Origin of the sequence: Bacillus cereus group sp. BfR-BA-01311, assembly GCF_022664295.1 — a bacterium.
Lineage (GTDB): Bacteria > Bacillota > Bacilli > Bacillales > Bacillaceae_G > Bacillus_A > Bacillus_A cereus.
The window spans coordinates 1-18,115 of sequence record NZ_JAKUHC010000026.1 but is presented as its reverse complement, the minus strand read 5'-3'; the positions used below and the strand labels follow the sequence as shown (position 1 = coordinate 18,115).

Below are 18,115 nucleotides of genomic sequence, written 5' to 3'. Positions count from 1 at the left end.
AGCGATTCAGGGATAGTGAAAGCCTGAAGCCGCAAGGAAACGGCAGTCCCGAGCAATACATGATAAAGTGGATGCACCTTTTGTGTATCAACTAGGGTGGAACCGCGGGCAAACGCTCGTCCCTAGGCAAATAAGCCTTGGGATGAGCGTTTTTTTATGTTCTTTTTAGCATATACTGCTCGTTTCCAAAGTATCAGAGTATGTCATCGCCAATACGTTAACTTTCAAAAGGAGGATTTTCTTATGTATTCAATGGAACAAGTTGTAAACTTAGCGAAACATCGCGGTTTTGTTTTCCCTGGTTCTGAAATTTACGGTGGTCTTGCAAACACTTGGGATTACGGTCCACTTGGAATCGAATTAAAAAATAACGTTAAAAAAGCTTGGTGGAAAAAATTCATTCAAGAATCTCCACACAACGTTGGTTTAGACGCAGCTATTTTAATGAACCCTAAAACTTGGATCGCTTCTGGTCACGTTGGTAACTTCAACGATCCAATGATTGACTGTAAAAAATGTAAAGCTCGTCACCGTGCTGACAAATTAATTGAGGATGCTTTAGATGCAAAAGGCATCGAAATGGTTGTTGACGGTCTTACTTTCGACCAAATGGCTGACTTAATGAAAGAACATGAAGTAAAATGTCCTGATTGCGGTAGTGAAGAATTCACTGAAATCCGTCAGTTCAACTTAATGTTCAAAACATTCCAAGGTGTTACAGAGTCTAGCACAAACGAAATCTTCCTTCGTCCTGAAACAGCACAAGGTATTTTCGTAAACTTCAAAAACGTTCAACGCTCTATGCGTAAAAAGCTTCCATTTGGTATCGGCCAAATCGGTAAGAGTTTCCGTAACGAAATCACGCCTGGTAACTTCACATTCCGTACACGTGAATTCGAACAAATGGAACTTGAATTCTTCTGTAAGCCTGGTGAAGATTTAGAGTGGTTTGCATTCTGGCGTGAAACTTGTAAAAACTGGTTACTTTCACTTGGTATGTCTGAAGAGAGCATGCGTCTTCGTGACCACGGTGAAGAAGAGTTATCTCACTACAGTAATGCAACAACTGACATTGAATTCAAATTCCCATTCGGTTGGGGCGAACTTTGGGGCGTTGCATCTCGTACAGACTTCGACTTAAAACGTCACATGGAACATTCAAACGAAGACTTTAACTATATTGATCCACAAACGAATGAGCGTTACGTGCCATACTGCATCGAGCCATCTTTAGGCGCAGACCGCGTAACATTAGCATTCTTATGTGATGCATATGAAGAAGAGCAATTAGAAAACGATTCTCGTACAGTTCTTCGTTTCCACCCTGCTTTAGCACCATACAAAGCAGCTATCTTACCATTATCTAAGAAGCTATCTGAAGGTGCTACTGAAGTATTCGCAGAATTAGCTAAAGACTTCATGGTAGACTTTGATGAAACTGGTTCTATCGGTAAACGTTACCGTCGTCAAGACGAAATCGGTACACCATTCTGTATCACATACGACTTCGACTCAGTTGAAGACAAAGCTGTTACAGTACGTGACCGTGACACAATGGAACAAGTTCGTATGCCAATTAGCGAACTAAAAGGTTTCTTAGAGAAGAAAATCCAGTTCTAATTATAAGAAAAAGAGGCTGCTCGTAAGAGCGCCTCTTTTTTACTTTTCACGTTTTTCTTTAATTGCTACTGTACATCTTGATATACATAGTAAATCATCATTTTCATCAATAATACGAACATCCCAAACCATTGTCGATTGTCCTCTATGTATCGGTGTTCCGATCGCCGTTACAATTCCATCTTTCTTTGAGCGAATGTGGTTTGCATTAATTTCTAATCCGAAACAAATACATTTTTCTTGATCAATTAAATTATATGAACCAACACTTGCCACTGTTTCCGCTAATGCAACCGATGCACCTCCATGTAAAAATCCAAACGGTTGATGCGTACGCTCATCAACAGGCATCGTAGCAACTACCTTATCTTCTGTCATCTCTAACAACTCAATTCCAAGTGAATCCATTAAAGTTTTTGCCATATCGCTTCCCCCTTCTCTTACTTTAATTAAATGTATAATTTTACCTATTTATTTTCAAACTACTTATAACACTTATATAAGGAGGCTTCACCTAAATGAAACAGAAATTTTGTATATTACTGCTTATGTTCTCCTTGCTGACTATTGTACCAAATTGTGCAATAACAGCCAAAGCATCTAACCTGACAATCGATGTTAAGACTGTAACGCAAAAAGGTAAAAAACCTTATATAGAATATCAAATAAATAGGCCTTCTTTTCACAACTTTTCTGATTCTAAATTTCAAAATAAACTCAATTTATACTACAAAAAATCCACTGACAAATTTAAAAACAAATTAGAAAAAGAAGCAAAAAAATATTATAAAGAGACAGCAGGATCTAGTACACCCTTTCATCCGTACGTAGCAAATGTTGATTATAAAGTCTCTTTAAACAAACCACCTTTTCTTAGCCTATATGTGAATTACTATCAATATACTGGCGGAGCACACGGTCTTTATACGTGGAAGGCAAATACATTTGATTTAAACGAAAAAAAGGTGCTGCACTTAGACGATTTATTTCAACAAAAGGATAAATATAAAGATGTAATCCGTGCAGAGATTGTACGACAAATTAAACAAAATGAAAGCATTTATTTTCCTGATGCAACTGAAAAAGTAATGAGTATGAAAAAATTTCACTTCTTTTTAGAGCCAGACAATCTCGTCATTTATTTCCCTTTATATGAGATTGCTCCCTATTCAAGTGGAATTCCGCAATTTCGTATTCCATATACGTTGCTAAGAGACTATTTAAAGCCTTCTTATCAAAATATTTTGATTGACAACAAGTAAATATTTTCGCTACGATAATGTTAACCTAAAAACAACAGGAGGTTAACATTATGAGAAGATTACATGTTTTAGATTTAGCATTAGCTGCCATGTTCGTTGCTCTTATGGCCATCGGTGCAAATATTGTATCTTGGGCACCTTTCTTACAAGTAGCAGGCATCCCATTATCTATGCAACCATTTTTCGCAATTTTAGCAGGTCTTCTTCTTGGAAGTAGACTTGGTGCCTTATCCATGACTGTATATATGCTCGTTGGTTTAGCCGGCGCACCAATCTTCGCTAACTTCAAAGCTGGATTTGGAGCACTTTTAGATCCTACTGGTGGTTTTATTATCGCCTTTATTATCGTTGCTTACGTATCAGGAAAACTAGTAGAACAAAAAGAAAGACCCACTTTCATTACATTTGCAATTGCCTCTTTCACTGGAATTATTTTAACTTATATAATCGGTACTACTTACATGTACGGAGCAGTCAATCTCTTTATGGGCGGTAATATGAGCTATAAAGCTGCTTGGATGATTATGATGTGGTTTGCAGTAAAAGATATTGCATTTACAATTATCGGTGCTATTATCGCACCTCGCATATACTATGCTGTGCGTCGTTCTGCTTATCAGCATTCTCATTCGACGATTTCATAATAAAAAAATGAGTTATTTCAGTATACTGAAATAACTCATTTTTTATTTTCGACAATATACGACACATATTAAAAATAAATTTTGTTATGATAGTCCAGAAAATCTTATATTTTGCACATTTAATTAAAACAATGTTCTGGAGGAAAGTCAGTGAAACTATCAAAAAACACACTTATTAAAATAGGTGTAGGCGTACTATCTTTACTTTTCATACTATGTATATACAGAAGTTATACATTATATGGAAACGGCGAGTTAGGAATGAACTATATGCTTGGAAACGGTATAGCATTCTTCTTGCTATTTCTTACTATAATTAGTTTATGCGCGGCTGTAATCTTTATTATCATCGGATTAATTAAGAAAATACGAAAAGTAGCAGCAAAAAAAGTTTTTATAACATCTATAATACTATTTCTTACATCAGTTATATCAATCCTTATTTTCCTTTTCACTATATCAAAAGTAACGAATATAGAGGAAGAATATCAGGCTATTCAAGTTCAAAAGAAAAAAGAAGCTGATTACTTAAAAGCTGCAGCATCTTTTTATAACACCATAGAAACTTTCGAATACTCTGCATCATATGTATTGTCCGAGTATTCAACTACATGGTCAAACGCAATAAATAACCGAAGTGATTTCAATACTGCTCTTAGATCTAAGAAAAAAGAAATTGATCATATGGTTGTAGCTGTAGATGTATTTTATAACGGCATGGGAAGAGATTTAAGGTTGGTCTCTGAGGCTGCAAAAGAACAGCCAAGTAAGTACAAAGAAACCTATGAAGAATATAAAAAAATGTATGGTATTGTGACTGCACTTAATGAACAATCTCAATCTCCAAGCGGTAGTTTAATTACATTTAATCAAAATGTTAATACATTAATTCAAGAATACAAAAAATCTGCCGGAAATATTAATATCGCTATTTCTAATGAAATTAAATCAAAAGCTAATGAATTGAAGCCGACCGATAAAAACGTAAGTTCTAATTAAAGACACTCTCTCTAGAGTGTCTTTTTTTCATAAAAAGTCCCCTTTAGATTGCACAGTAAATTACATATCTCTACTGTACATCCAAAAGGGACTTTACCTATAAATTAAGACTCTTGATTCGCTTGTTCTTCTAAAATTTTCTTCATCATTGCTACCATGTCATCACGTAATTCTGGGTGTTGCAGGGCCATTTCAATTGTCGTTTGAACGAATCCTAGCTTTTCACCTACGTCGTAGCGCTTTCCTTCGAAATCGTAAGCAAATACACGTTGGATTTCATTTAAGCTTTGGATTGCATCTGTTAATTGAATTTCACCACCAGCACCGACATGTTGCTGTTCTAAGAACATAAAGATTTCAGGCGTTAAAATGTAACGGCCCATAATTGCTAAGTTTGAAGGAGCTGTACCTTGTGCTGGTTTCTCAACGAAATTGCGAACTTGGTAACGACGACCTTCTTGTTCTAATGGATCGATAATTCCATAGCGATGTGTTTCCGACTCTGGAACAGTTTGTACACCAATAACAGAAGAAAGTGTTTTTTCATACTCATCCATTAATTGACGTAAACACGGTTTCTCAGCTTGGACAATATCATCACCTAGTAACACTGCAAACGGCTCATCACCAATGAATTTACGCGCACACCAAACAGCATGTCCTAGTCCCTTCGGCTCTTTTTGACGGATATAATGAATATCTACCATTTTTGAAGAAGCTTGTACTTTTTCAAGCAACTCATATTTTTTCTTCTCTAATAAGTTTTGTTCTAGTTCAAATGCGTTATCAAAATGATCTTCGATAGAGCGCTTTGTTTTACCAGTAACAATAATAATATCTTCGATTCCCGATTTCACTGCTTCTTCCACAATGTATTGAATCGTTGGTTTATCTACTATCGGTAACATTTCTTTCGGCATTGCTTTCGTTGCTGGTAAAAAACGTGTTCCTAATCCAGCTGCTGGGATTATCGCTTTTCTTACTTTTTTCATCACAAAATACCCTCTCTCCTGTCGGAATCAATAGCAAGCATTTCCTACATAAAACAAAAGGGAGATTTCGCTCCCTTTTGTTCCTTACTACTTAAAATTACTTTGTATTATAAACGATTCATAATGTCTTCTTTAATAGTAAGTAACTTTTGTTCACTATTTTGTAAAGAACTATCTTTTACACCAAAGTAAAACTTAATCTTCGGCTCAGTTCCAGATGGACGTAGGCAGAACCATGAACCATCCTCTAATTGATATTTTAACACATTTGATTTCGGTAAGTGAATCTCTTCTTTATGTCCATCTTGTAAAGATGTAACGATGCTTGCTTTATAGTCTTCCACTGCTACGACTGTTAAGCCTGCTACTTCTTTCGGCGGATTCTCACGGAACGTTGCCATCATCTCTTGGATTTTTTCAGCTCCATCTTTTCCTTTTAACGTTAACGATACAAGGTCTTCACGGAAGAAACCGTACTTCTCAAATACTTCTAATAGACCGTCATATAACGTTTTCCCTTGTGATTTGTAGTATGCAGCTACTTCACATGCAAATAGGACAGATTGTACTGCATCTTTATCACGGCAGAATGGGCGGATTAAATAACCATAGCTTTCCTCATAACCGAATTGGAATTCATATTGTCCGCTTTCTTCATACTGCCTAATTTTCTCACCTATAAATTTAAATCCAGTTAACGTATCAACTGTATCTAAACCGTATGCTTTCGCAATTGTACGGCCAATCTCAGACGTTACGATTGTTTTTAATACGACACCGTTCTCCGGAAGCGTTCCGTTTTCTTTCTTTTGAGATAGTAAGTAATCAAGCATTAATGCACCTGTTTGGTTTCCTGTTAATACTTGGAACTCACCGTTATGATTACGCACTGCTACACCAAGGCGGTCTGCGTCAGGATCAGTTGCGATTAATACATCTGCGCCTACCTTTTCACCGTCACGAATGGCATACTCAAACGCTGCGTGCTCTTCTGGGTTCGGTGATTTTACTGTAGAGAAGTTTGGATCTGGTAACTCTTGCTCTTTTACAACTGTTACATCTGTAAATCCAACTTCTTTTAAACCACGGCGTACAGAAATATTTGATGTTCCGTGTAATGGTGTAAAGACGATTTTTAAGTCTTTGCCGACCTTTTGCACCATTTCTTTATTAATGATGACATTGTTCAATTCTGTAGCATATGCATCATCTACTTCTTGTCCAATAATATGTAATAAACCGTCAGCTTTTAATTGCTCTACATCAGCGACTTCAACTGTTAATTCATCTTCTACTGCATTTACGTAGCTAATTAACTCATCTGCTTCTTTTGGAGGTAACTGTCCACCATCTTCACCGTATACTTTGTATCCGTTATATTCAGGTGGATTATGGCTTGCCGTAAGAACGATTCCACTTACTGTATGTAAATGACGAACTGCGAAAGAAAGTACTGGCGTTGGACGTAAGCTTTCAAACACATATGTTGTAATGCCGCGTGCCCCAAGTGTAGCAGCAACTTCCATTGCGAACTCAGGTGATTTATGACGAGAATCATAGGCTACAACAACACCGCGTTTTTTCGCTTCCTCACCTAATTTTTCAATAAAGCTTGCTAATCCTTTTGTTGCTTTACGAACTGTATATACGTTTAAACGGTTCGTACCAGCACCAAGTTCACCACGCATACCACCTGTGCCAAACTCTAGATTTTTATAAAAGCTATCCTCGATTTTCTTCTCATCTTGCTTCATATTTTCTAGCTGTTCTTTTAATTCTGCATCTAATTGTGCGTAAGAAAGCCAGCGACTAAATTCTTGTTTCCAATTCATTCTTCTCTCTCCTCTCGCTCGTCATACCTTTATTATATGAAAAAAACATGCTGTATCTCAATATTTTATAAAATCTAACAGGATTTTACTAGGAATATTTGTATACACTATTGTTAAATACTCCACTAAAGGGAATGAGGATTATGCACGAATGGGGCTTGTCAGAAGAGCTCAAAATACAAACAAAGCAAATGATTGAAATTGCTGAAAAAGAACTATCGATTATGAGAAACGCAATCGATAAAGAAGACGAATGTATTTTATGCAAAATGGAAGATATTCATCATATGTTAGCAAATGTACAAACATTGGCAGCTACATACTATATTCAGGCATATTTATCACCTTATACGGAAAGTTCATCTTTTATTACAACAGCTATCCAACATTTAAGCGCCAGAAAACATGGTGCTCTTATCGTTGTGGAAAGAAACGAGACGCTTGAAGCTCTCATTCAAACTGGAACGACATTAAACGCTCATTTAACTGCGCCATTACTCGAATCAATATTTTATCCAGGTAACCCTCTTCATGACGGTGCCGTTCTCGTAAAAAATAATCATATTGTCTCAGCTGCTAATATTCTTCCTTTAACGAAAAGTACAGAAGTTGATCCTGAGCTAGGAACACGTCACAGAGCTGCAATTGGCTTATCAGAAAAGAGTGATGCACTTATATTAGTTGTCTCTGAAGAAACGGGCCGTACTTCTTTTGCTTTAAACGGTATTTTGTATACGATTTCTTTATAAACACTTTTTAGCACTTTTTTGAATAGCGCGGTAGTAAATGAAGTTATATCGAATTACCAACAAATACACCTACAATATGAAGAAAAAGGCTGTCTACAAAATTTGAGACAGCTTTTTCTTCAAAAAAATTATTCTTCTACAAAATGCTCGAAAAGTATACGAATTACCTATACCATTGCTCGAGCTGACCATAAATTATTTGCTCACAGGGATGTCTAAGTACACTTACTACTCTTTTTGTACTCAAAACATGTTTAGACCTCTTTCATAACAACTGTATGTTTTCTAAAATGCTTCACTTCTAGCTATTATTTTTTATCTATTTTTAATAAATAGTAAAAAAGGGTACTTTAGAAATCCTATCTAAAGTACCCTTTTATTAAAAATCTATTTTATTATAAAGAATAATTGGAGACTGCAAAATGATAAAAATATAGCATACTTTCAAAATTATTTATAATTATTAATATTAATATTAAACATAAAGCAACTACTTTTACACGTCTCATCACTTTAAAACCATATGCTAATAATAACGGTATTGTAAACAGCATATGTGCGCCATAAATAAATGCTTCAGATGCCCCAAAACCAATAATTCCATGTAAAACAATATTAAATAGTAAACAGAAACTTAAAAACCTTACGAAAGGCTCTTTTCTAAAGTTTTTCCATACAGCTACTATTATAAAAGCATACACAGATACAATCACAATCCACCCGATCATAGTATGCGATGGAAGTATATTTAATTGTGCGAATTGCTCACCTTGTCTTAAAGTAACTTCCGAGAATGGTCCAAAGATGAATGAAGATCCTAATAATAGATGAAATACTAATATACCTGATGGCTTAACGTATTCTGGTGAAAAACTCTGTCCTTGCGCAGCAAAGTCCATACTACCCTTTAATCCTTCGATAAGAACGACATTATTTTCGTTCATTGCTAATACAAACAGGACCACGACAATAACAATCGAAATACCAGTCCAAATAATTTTTTTCCGTAGTTTCTTATAACTCATCAGACTACCTAAAAACCACATAAACGAATTGGTTAATGTAACCCCTGTTATTACTATTGCCAACAATACATTCGCAATACTAAATCCTATTTTCGCTTCTTTTTCCCCTGTAATAAATGGATAGCATACAAAGCACATAAGTACCAATGTGAAATTTGCATAGCTAAAAGATTCTGGTGTCCACGTAATAACTAACATTGTAGCTGAAAATCCATACATGACCGCTAGTAAAAAAGAAACAATCGTATTCTTACAAATTTTACAGCATAATGTATAAATCATCACTACACTGAGCGCGCTTAAAAACGTTTGAATGAATATAATACCATGTACAATATTCCCTACTTTTACTGTCTCCAGCATCCACATGAATTGTTGAATAAAATAATAAAGGAATGGATGTCGGAACCAGGTCGCCGCTGCTACATCTACTTTTTCAAGGAAAAAGGAGATGATATAATATCCTTGATCAAAAGAAAAATAGGTATCAACCACCCACGCTTCAATAAAAAGCTTAGAGTGAGTATCCATTTTCCAACCGATAAAAAAATAAAATGACCAATAAAAAATGAAAAGGACAAGGGCTAATATCCCCTTTCCTTTATAATCATTCCAAATATTCAATACTTCTTCTCCTCTCTACGGTAGAAATAACATAATTAGATGTGCCACGTATCCAATAACTGTTCCTAACACAAGCCCACCAAAAATCTCATGCCAATGATGTCCTTGACGCTCTCTTAATTTTTCTTCTTCCGAACTTATATGTTTATTCAACATTCTTGCATGTTTACCAACTGTACGGCGAAGTCCTGTGGCATCAATGATAACAATTGTTAAAATTGCCATCCCGATTCCAAACATCGGTGTATTAAATCCTTCATGAAACCCTATTGTCATGACCATACTTGATAAAATCGTTGTATGCGTGCTAGGAAATCCACCATTTCCAACTAAACGAAAAGCATCTTTTCCAGAACGAAGATAATTCACTAAAAATTTCAATACTCCCGAAGCTACCCAAGCTATAAATGGAAGTATACAATATAAATATGTTCCCATTGCTTTACCTCCTATGATTTTGCAATAAATAAAATGCCAGCTACTATACATACCATTCCAGCAATTTTCATGAAATTGATTGTTTCACCAAATAATAATGCTGACGCAATAATAACAAATACATATCCGAAACTCACCATTGGGTATGCATAGCTTAAATCAACCTTTCTCAGCACAATCATCCATAATAATGCACTTAAACCGTAAAAAGCTAGTCCGAAAAAGTTCGGTACGTTAATGAAATTCATAATACCTACAGCCGCTGAACTTTGTGATTTCATTGCGCCAAACTTTAATAAAATTTGCCCTACAACTCCCATACCAACTGATAAAATAATCATTAAAAATTGTTGCATCTCTATACTCCTTAACCGTTTATATTCAAAAAATGTTTTATTCCAAATAAAAAACGTTTAAGACACTCCTCTTAAACGTTTTAACAAACCCGAATAGAGTAATTAAAAGTTCAATAGTATAATAATAACTGTTATCGCATATAACAACACTGTTATTAAAATATGCTGATCCTCTAATAAAACTTTATCTGGTTCTCCACCTTTATCTTCCATGTGAACTAAATATAAATAACGAAAAATCCCGTAAATTACAAATGGGATTGTCCACATTAAATAGATACTTTTCCCTGCATTAAAAGTAAAGATAGCATAAGTTACAATAGTTGCCGATGTAACAATTGTACTTAATTGGTCTAACAAAGCAGGAGAATAACTTTCTAATACTTTTCTATGAGAACCTTTATTATTCTGTAACAATACTAATTCATGTCTTCTTTTATTAATAGCCAAGAATAGTGACAGTAATAATGTACATAATAAAAACCACGGTGTAAATGGCACTTGAATAACTAATCCACCGGCCAATGCTCGTAAAACAAATCCAGCTGCAATAATTAAAATATCAATGATTACAACGTGCTTTAAACGAATTGAATACGCTACATTTAAAATAAAATAGGCTGCTAATACTAAGCACAATAACGGATTTAATACATATGAAACTACTAAAGACGCTACTAAAATAACACAACCTGCCGTAATAGCAAAGTACGGATTTAATGCCCCCGATGCCATCGGTCGATATCGCTTAACAGGGTGTTGTCGATCTGCCTCAATATCCATAAAATCATTTAAAATATAGACACAGCCAGATATTGCACAAAATAGCGCAAAACAAATTGCAGCTTGTGCCACCATAGTTAAAGATACTTGTTTTATTGAAAAGACTAACGCTGCAAATACAAGCAAGTTTTTAGTCCACTGTTTCGGGCGTAACTGTTTAAAAAACAATACAACTATATTTTGTTGAGATAAAGTCCCTTCCCTCATAATAATAAGAGTGCTTCTATTTTTGTCACTCTCTTCTTTCCCTCCCTATTCAATTGTTATTTACTTCTAATACAGGGAAAATTATATCACATAAGTATAACATTGAAAATCAACTATTAAATACCAATAAAAAAGGCTGCCTCAAAAATTTGAGACAGCCTTTTCTTCAAAAAATTATTCTTCTCCAAAACGCTCCACAAGTGTTGCAAGTGTACGTACCATTGCACCAGTTGCTCCAGCTGGACCTAAGTCGTGCGCGCCTTTTGTTTCTGATGTTCCAGCGATATCTAAGTGTACCCACGGTGTATCTTCAGCGAATTCGCCTAAGAATGTACCTGCCATAATCGCATGTCCTTCACGGCCTGGTGAGTTATTTAAATCAGCAAACTTACTGTTTCGAACGCGTTCTTTATCACGATCAAAAATCGGTAGTTGCCAAATTGGCTCATCTGTTTCCATAGAAGCCTCTAGCACTTGCTCAAATAACTCTTCATTATTTGTCATTGCGCCTGTCGTATAGTTTCCAAGTGCAACAATTACACCGCCTGTTAATGTTGCAACATCAACAAGGTAGTTTGCACCAAGTTTTTTCGCATACGTAATACCGTCAGCTAAAGCTAGACGACCTTCTGCATCCGTATTTAATACTTCAATTGTTTTTCCGCTCATAGATGTAATTACATCGTCTGGCTTAAATGCCGTACCACTTACAACGTTATCAGTTGAAGGAATAACAGCGATCACATTTTGTTCTGGGCGAAGTTCACCGATAATTTCCATCGCACCTAATACAGCAGCTGCACCGCCCATATCACCTTTCATACCGACCATGCCTTCACGTGGTTTTAAAGAATAACCACCTGTATCGTATGTAATACCTTTTCCAACGAATCCAATGACATCTGTCCACTCTTCTTTTCCTTTATAAATAAGAGCAATCATTTTTGGTGGCTCTACACTACCTTGGTTTACTGCAAGTAACGCACCCATACCAAGATCTTCCATCTCTTCTTTCTCAAGAACTTTATAGTCCATATCATACTTCTCCGCTAATTCAACAGCATACTCAGCAAGCTTTGTCGCTGTTAATACGTTTGGCGGCATATTTACAAGTGTACGAGCTGAATTTGTTGCACGTCCATGTACGTAGCCAACTGTTAATGCGGCTTCAATTTCTTGTGCATCTTCCGCTGTAATAGCCGTGAACTTCTCTAACTCTACACGATCCTTTTTATCTGATTTATACGTTTGTAATTCATATGTACCAAGGCCTTGTACCTCTGCTGCAATATGAGCGACATCAATCGCGTCTAATTTCTCTGTTACGAAAGAATCAAGTAAGATTGCTGCATCTTGTACTTTTGCTGATTGCAGTGTTTTAAATGCCTTACCAAGAGCCGCACGTAACGTTTCTGTCGTGTAAGACTCTTTCTTGCCTAAACCAACAAAGTAATAACGTTTCACATTTGTTTTTCCTAAGCTATGCACTTTCGAAATGGCCTTTTTCTTCGTAGATAATTCTTTCTCTTCTAGTAAAACTTGTAATTGTCCTTCAAACGCTTTGTCCAGTTCTTGTACAAAACTACTCATTTTCTCTTCTTCAAATAAAGCAACAATTACTGCTTCATGACCTGCTAATTCTTTTTGTACTTGAAACATGTTCAGACCCCCTAAATTTCTCTACCACCATTATAACTTTATTTTCGATAAAATGCGACAATTCTAACTACAGTTATATGACGTGTAAAATCCCCTCTATTATGAAATAAGCCAAGAAAAAAAGTCTAGCGTAATTACGACTAGACTATCTTTGTTTTAAATATTGACCACGAAACACTTGCATCGTTTCGTCTTGATTTAACATCGTTAACTCTTCTTCTGTAAACTTACCATTTCCTACTTTTACTACGTACACATTTACTTTTTTCTTACCCCATTGGCTATAAACATCTTTCACCGTATCATAATATAGATCAAGACGGTTTCCTTTTATTGCACCGCCCTTATCAGCTACTACACCATACCCATAACCTGGTACGAATAAAATTGTTCCAATTGGGAATACGCGTAAGTCTGCTGCGATTGTGGAATATAAATCCCTTTTCGCCTTAACACCTGAATATGTAATACCATACTCCGGATGTCCCGGCCTCTTACCAGTTGACTCAATTCCCGACGTATAACCTGTTGCAGTCATTTCAATTGAACGATATTTAGACCAGTCGTTTGCCTGCTCTAAAGCATTTATCACTTCTTTACTCGGAGCAACATTTCTCTTAACTTCTGCTGCATGTACTTCTTTTGCACTCGTTCCCTCATACTTCTTTACAATCTCTAATAAAGAAACTCCTGTGAAAGCATTCCATGTTACGCATAATGCAATTGCAAGTAAACAAGTCATCATAATGCGAATACAATATCGTTTTAACATTTTTATATTCCACACTCCTTCATCGTTAATCATTCCCTATACCATGAAGGAATATGCAAAAAAATAATCTCCAACTTAATTGGAGATTAAAACATTTGATATCCGCTTTTCCGAAGTTTCTTGATTACGACTCCTGCTAAAGCAGCCCCTACTAATCCAGTAGATAGAATAAATACGTCTGCTTGTCCTAAGTGCGATACACTTGTCCCAAATGAAGAAAATGTTTCTTTCGGTTTTGAAAAATAATCCCACATACTCGCTTTATTAATAATAAGCATACAAACAATCGGATACACAATAACCATTACCCAAGTAGCTCGCAAAATCATGTTGAGTAAAAATCCAATTCCAAAGAACAAAATAAAGAATAACATCATTGAAATAAGTAGTACCGGTATACTCACTCTTTTCCCCTCTCCTTCGCACGTGCCGTAAATACGTGATAAGCTGTATAACCAAATGGTTCGCCTGGATTTAATGTTTTGTCCACTTCAAGATGTAGTTCTGATCTTCCTTCTAACAAATATTTAATAAGCACAGACGTATTCGGATCGTCCGCAATCTTATCCGGATGTAAGAACGCCACTTCAGACAATTCTTTCTCCTGTATAATAATATTTTCTCCTTCAGGCTCCAAAAGAAAAATAATCATATTATCACTAATCTCATTACGAATAACACCCGATCGAACACCAATGATCCCCTTCACATGAGCGACAATGCCTGTCTCTTCTAACACTTCGCGTTTCACAGCTTCATCAACCGTCTCACCTTCATTTACAAAACCAGCCGGTAAAGACCATTTCCCTTTTAATCCACTGTATTTCTTCTTAACAAATAGCCACCTACCATCTTTTGTAGCTACTAAACCACTAACAGCTAGCCATACCTTCCCTCGTTTCTCCATGATGTAATAACCTCCTCTTTCAGAACGGACAGAATATTCTTTCTTTTTATATTATACTATATTTTTAATATGAAAAAAGCAGAAACAGCTCTTAGCCGTTTCTGCTTTTTCTACTATATATTAAAAGAACTTTAATTTACCTTTTTTAAGAACTAATAAAGGTCCACCTAATAAGAATAGGTAACGGTTATCGATTACTTTCTTCATGAAGGAAGCTTTCCAACCTGTTAACTTTTTACCCATAACAACGCCCATTGCATCGTCATGACCTAAAGAACATACAGATCCTTTATTATCAAATGCGAATTTCTTCATTTCGCCTTTACCACGAACTAATACAGTTAAGTTGTGTGCAATATTGTAACCTTGTTGAATTGCGATTTGTGCTGTTGGTGGGTATGGACGGTTAATTTCTTCATTAATGATTAACGCTGCGTCACCAACCATGAATACATCTTCGTATCCTGGAGCATGCATGTACTCATCAACTTTTACACGTCCGCGCATTGCTTCAAATCCAGACTCTTCCACAATACCGTTACCACGAACACCTGCAGCCCAAACTACTGTTTCAGACTTAATTAATTCAGTGTCATCGCCATTCGCAACGATAATACCTTCTTCAGTTGCTTCTTTAATTGCTGTACCGATGCGGAATTCTACACCTTTTTTCTCAAGTTGTTTTACAGCGTACTCTACTAACGCTGGATCGAAACCTGGAAGTGCTGTTGGAGCAGCTTCTACACAGATGATACGTGCTTTTTCACGTGGTACATTGTACTCTTTGCAAAGTTCAGGAACACGGTTTGCAAGCTCACCTACGTACTCGATACCAGTAAATCCAGCACCACCAACAACGATTGTTACTAACTCATCGCGTTGTTCAGTTGCATATTTAGAGAAACTAGCTTCCATATGCTCACGAATTTCACGAGTTGCATTAATGTTAGCGATTGAGAATGCATGCTCTTTTAATCCTGTAATTCCGAATGTTTCTGATTCGAAACCAAGACCAATTACTAAGTAGTCATACTCTAACTCGCCGTCTTTTAAGATAATGCGTTTTTCAGCAGCTTTAATTTCTACTACTGTGTCTTGTACAAAGTTTACTTTATTTGTATCAATAACGTCTTGAATATCTAGACAGATTTTTTCATCTTGTAATGTACCAGCTGCGCTCTCGTGTAACCAAGTCGCTTGGTAGTGATAGCTGTTGTTGTTTACTAGCGTAATTTCAGCTTCATTTACAGATAATGCTTTTTGCAGACGAACAGTCGTAATCATCCCGCCATAACCTGCACCTAAAACTACGATTTTTGGAGTCTTCACCAAATCACAACCCTTTTCTTTATATAATAGTAATGAGAAATAATACCAAGTACTAAAAACTCTATTTGTCAAGAATGTGGAATTTATCACATTCTATATCATAACAAAACGCAGTCAAAAAATCGTACGAATTTTGTCATAGAAATTTAACATAATACTTCCCTATATTAGTCGGTTTTATTCCAGAATTCAAGCGTCTGGAGAATTATCAATATTTTAAAATAACATAGCGTTTTCAAGGGTTTTTTAGACTTTTTTTCATGTATTTTCCTTTCTGTATATTTTATACAATAAAAAAGAACCTATGCGAAAACTTACACACAATTCAGTCGTTTTCAGAAGTATTATGAACTCAAATATGCTATCATTTATTTGAAAGTGTCATCATTTGCAGGATTTTCGTGTACATATGAACAATATATGAAATCAATATCAAAATTCCATCTATAGGGGGAATGAAAGTGGCAGAAAATCAAAAAGTTTACGACATAACAATTATTGGTGGTGGTCCAACAGGGCTGTTCACAGCATTTTATGGCGGTATGAGACAAGCAAGTGTAAAAATCATTGAAAGCTTACCTCAACTTGGAGGACAATTATCCGCACTCTACCCTGAAAAATACATTTATGATGTAGCTGGATTCCCAAAAGTGCGCGCACAAGAATTAGTTGATAACTTAAAAGAGCAAATGAAGAAATTTGACCCAACCGTTTGTTTAGAAGAAGCTGTCGATACGCTTGAGAAACAAGCTGACGGTATATTTAAACTTGTTACGAATAAGCAAACTCATTATTCTAAATCAGTTATTATTACTGCTGGCAATGGTGCTTTCCAACCACGCCGCTTAGAATTAGAAGGTACAGCAAAGTATGAAAAGAAAAACTTACATTATTTCGTTGATGATATGAATAAATTTGCCGGTAAGCGCGTCGTAGTATTTGGCGGCGGCGATTCAGCTGTTGATTGGACAATGATGTTAGAACCGATCGCTGAAAAAGTTACAATCGTTCATCGCCGCGATAAATTCCGTGCGCATGAACATAGCGTCGAAAACTTAATGAATTCTCGTGCAGAAGTAAGTACACCGTATGTTCCAGTTGAACTCATTGGTGATGACAAAATTGAACAAGTCGTTCTTCAGCACGTAAAAACTGAAGAAAAAGTTATCATTGATGTTGATGACGTAATTGTAAACTATGGCTTCGTTTCTTCTCTTGGCCCAATTAAAAACTGGGGCTTAGATATACAAAAAAACAGCATCCTTGTAAATTCAAAAATGGAAACAAATATTCCTGGCATTTACGCTGCTGGTGACATTTGTACATATGAAGGAAAAGTAAAACTCATTGCTTGCGGCTTCGGTGAAGCACCAACAGCAGTAAACAATGCAAAAGCTTACTTCGATCCAAATGCAAAACTTCAACCAATGCATAGCTCAAGCATGTTTTAATATGTAAAAATAAAAGCTCCTTCCATACGTGGAAGGAGCTTTTATTTTATATACCACGAAAGCACACTGAATTCGATAAACTATCGAACTCAGTGTGCTTTTCGTCTAAAAAAATTATTGTTTTCTTCTTCTACCTAATACGAATAATACTCCGCCAACTAAGAATGAAATTCCAGCACCAACTGACATCATCCATGGAGACGCTGCCCCTGTTTTCGGTAATTCCCTTTCTGTTTTTACTTGCGGCTCTTTAATTAATTTTTCCAATCTTACTTCCGGTTTCACTTCTGGCTCCTTCGGTTCTTTCGGATCTTCTGGTTTCACTTCTGGCTCCTTCGGTTCTTTCGGATCTTCCGGTTTCACTTCTGGCTCCTTCGGTTCTTTCGGATCTTCCGGTTTCACTTCTGGCTCCTTCGGTTCTTTCGGATCTTCCGGTTTCACTTCTGGCTCCTTCGGTTCTTTCGGA

General features: G+C 36.1%; 19 protein-coding genes. 6 read left to right on the top strand and 13 right to left on the bottom strand.

The features are described from left to right. Window positions 1-243 precede the first annotated feature (243 nt). Window positions 244-1,620 carry a glycine--tRNA ligase gene (locus MR136_RS27760; protein ID WP_000287147.1) on the top strand — a complete coding sequence of 459 codons (1,377 nt, stop codon included), beginning with the start codon at window positions 244-246 and terminating at the stop codon, window positions 1,618-1,620. 39 nt (window positions 1,621-1,659) lie between these two features. Here the strand turns inward: MR136_RS27760 and MR136_RS27755 are convergent, their stop codons facing one another. Next, complete coding sequence (locus MR136_RS27755; protein WP_001140612.1) at window positions 1,660-2,043, bottom strand: hotdog fold thioesterase; 384 nt, start codon at window positions 2,041-2,043, stop codon at window positions 1,660-1,662. A 95-nt stretch (window positions 2,044-2,138) separates the two neighbouring features. On the opposite strand from MR136_RS27755, the gene MR136_RS27750 reads away from it, so the two are divergent. The 3 genes from MR136_RS27750 to MR136_RS27740 all read left to right on the top strand — a co-directional run bounded on the left by MR136_RS27750 (window position 2,139) and on the right by MR136_RS27740 (window position 4,525). Further along, window positions 2,139-2,882 carry a DUF3298 and DUF4163 domain-containing protein gene (locus MR136_RS27750; RefSeq protein ID WP_000810326.1) on the top strand — a complete coding sequence of 248 codons (744 nt, stop codon included), beginning with the start codon at window positions 2,139-2,141 and terminating at the stop codon, window positions 2,880-2,882. A gap of 50 nt (window positions 2,883-2,932) precedes the next feature. After that, window positions 2,933-3,526, top strand: coding sequence for a biotin transporter BioY (locus tag MR136_RS27745; RefSeq protein ID WP_001253379.1), 594 nt, complete (start codon window positions 2,933-2,935; stop codon window positions 3,524-3,526). Between the two features lie 150 nt (window positions 3,527-3,676). Then, on the top strand, window positions 3,677-4,525 hold the full coding sequence (locus MR136_RS27740) for a hypothetical protein (protein WP_061457834.1): 849 nt from the start codon (window positions 3,677-3,679) through the stop codon (window positions 4,523-4,525). Between the two features lie 104 nt (window positions 4,526-4,629). Here MR136_RS27740 and galU read toward each other — a convergent pair whose 3' ends face one another. Next, window positions 4,630-5,517 (bottom strand): UTP--glucose-1-phosphate uridylyltransferase GalU, encoded by an 888-nt coding sequence (gene galU / locus MR136_RS27735; protein ID WP_002097988.1) that lies wholly within the window; start codon window positions 5,515-5,517, stop codon window positions 4,630-4,632. Between the two features lie 107 nt (window positions 5,518-5,624). Beyond that, window positions 5,625-7,349 (bottom strand): phospho-sugar mutase, encoded by a 1,725-nt coding sequence (locus MR136_RS27730; protein ID WP_098877851.1) that lies wholly within the window; start codon window positions 7,347-7,349, stop codon window positions 5,625-5,627. Between the two features lie 143 nt (window positions 7,350-7,492). Here MR136_RS27730 and cdaS point away from each other — a divergent pair, with 143 nt between their 5' ends. Then, window positions 7,493-8,098, top strand: a complete 606-nt coding sequence (gene cdaS, locus MR136_RS27725) for a sporulation-specific diadenylate cyclase CdaS (RefSeq protein WP_000545252.1) — start codon at window positions 7,493-7,495, stop codon at window positions 8,096-8,098. Window positions 8,099-8,493: 395 nt separating this feature from the next. On the opposite strand, the gene MR136_RS27720 is transcribed toward cdaS, so the two are convergent. The 9 genes from MR136_RS27720 to MR136_RS27680 all read right to left on the bottom strand — a co-directional run bounded on the left by MR136_RS27720 (window position 8,494) and on the right by MR136_RS27680 (window position 16,198). Then, window positions 8,494-9,747, bottom strand: coding sequence for a DUF6080 domain-containing protein (locus MR136_RS27720; protein WP_242259705.1), 1,254 nt, complete (start codon window positions 9,745-9,747; stop codon window positions 8,494-8,496). A gap of 15 nt (window positions 9,748-9,762) precedes the next feature. Continuing rightward, window positions 9,763-10,185, bottom strand: a complete 423-nt coding sequence (locus MR136_RS27715) for a divergent PAP2 family protein (protein ID WP_000537660.1) — start codon at window positions 10,183-10,185, stop codon at window positions 9,763-9,765. Between the two features lie 11 nt (window positions 10,186-10,196). Beyond that, window positions 10,197-10,541 (bottom strand): EamA family transporter, encoded by a 345-nt coding sequence (locus tag MR136_RS27710; protein ID WP_001183889.1) that lies wholly within the window; start codon window positions 10,539-10,541, stop codon window positions 10,197-10,199. Window positions 10,542-10,643: 102 nt separating this feature from the next. Further along, complete coding sequence (locus tag MR136_RS27705) at window positions 10,644-11,531, bottom strand: decaprenyl-phosphate phosphoribosyltransferase (RefSeq protein ID WP_242259704.1); 888 nt, start codon at window positions 11,529-11,531, stop codon at window positions 10,644-10,646. A 174-nt stretch (window positions 11,532-11,705) separates the two neighbouring features. Beyond that, window positions 11,706-13,190 carry a cytosol aminopeptidase gene (gene pepA, locus MR136_RS27700; protein ID WP_242259703.1) on the bottom strand — a complete coding sequence of 495 codons (1,485 nt, stop codon included), beginning with the start codon at window positions 13,188-13,190 and terminating at the stop codon, window positions 11,706-11,708. A gap of 145 nt (window positions 13,191-13,335) precedes the next feature. Further along, window positions 13,336-13,962, bottom strand: coding sequence for a 3D domain-containing protein (locus MR136_RS27695; protein ID WP_006922360.1), 627 nt, complete (start codon window positions 13,960-13,962; stop codon window positions 13,336-13,338). 86 nt (window positions 13,963-14,048) lie between these two features. Next, window positions 14,049-14,366, bottom strand: coding sequence for a YuiB family protein (locus MR136_RS27690; RefSeq protein ID WP_000027016.1), 318 nt, complete (start codon window positions 14,364-14,366; stop codon window positions 14,049-14,051). Then, window positions 14,363-14,869: an NUDIX hydrolase gene (locus MR136_RS27685; RefSeq protein ID WP_000415313.1), complete on the bottom strand. Its 507-nt coding sequence runs from the start codon at window positions 14,867-14,869 to the stop codon at window positions 14,363-14,365. The genes MR136_RS27690 and MR136_RS27685 overlap by 4 nt, the downstream gene beginning before the upstream one ends. 120 nt (window positions 14,870-14,989) lie before the next feature. Further along, window positions 14,990-16,198 (bottom strand): NAD(P)/FAD-dependent oxidoreductase, encoded by a 1,209-nt coding sequence (locus MR136_RS27680; RefSeq protein WP_000856612.1) that lies wholly within the window; start codon window positions 16,196-16,198, stop codon window positions 14,990-14,992. A 461-nt stretch (window positions 16,199-16,659) separates the two neighbouring features. On the opposite strand from MR136_RS27680, the gene MR136_RS27675 reads away from it, so the two are divergent. Further along, window positions 16,660-17,649 (top strand): NAD(P)/FAD-dependent oxidoreductase, encoded by a 990-nt coding sequence (locus tag MR136_RS27675; protein ID WP_000829785.1) that lies wholly within the window; start codon window positions 16,660-16,662, stop codon window positions 17,647-17,649. Window positions 17,650-17,763: 114 nt separating this feature from the next. On the opposite strand, the gene MR136_RS27670 is transcribed toward MR136_RS27675, so the two are convergent. Beyond that, a partial coding sequence (locus tag MR136_RS27670; protein ID WP_242259702.1) for an LPXTG cell wall anchor domain-containing protein occupies window positions 17,764-18,115 on the bottom strand: 352 nt, incomplete at its 5' end.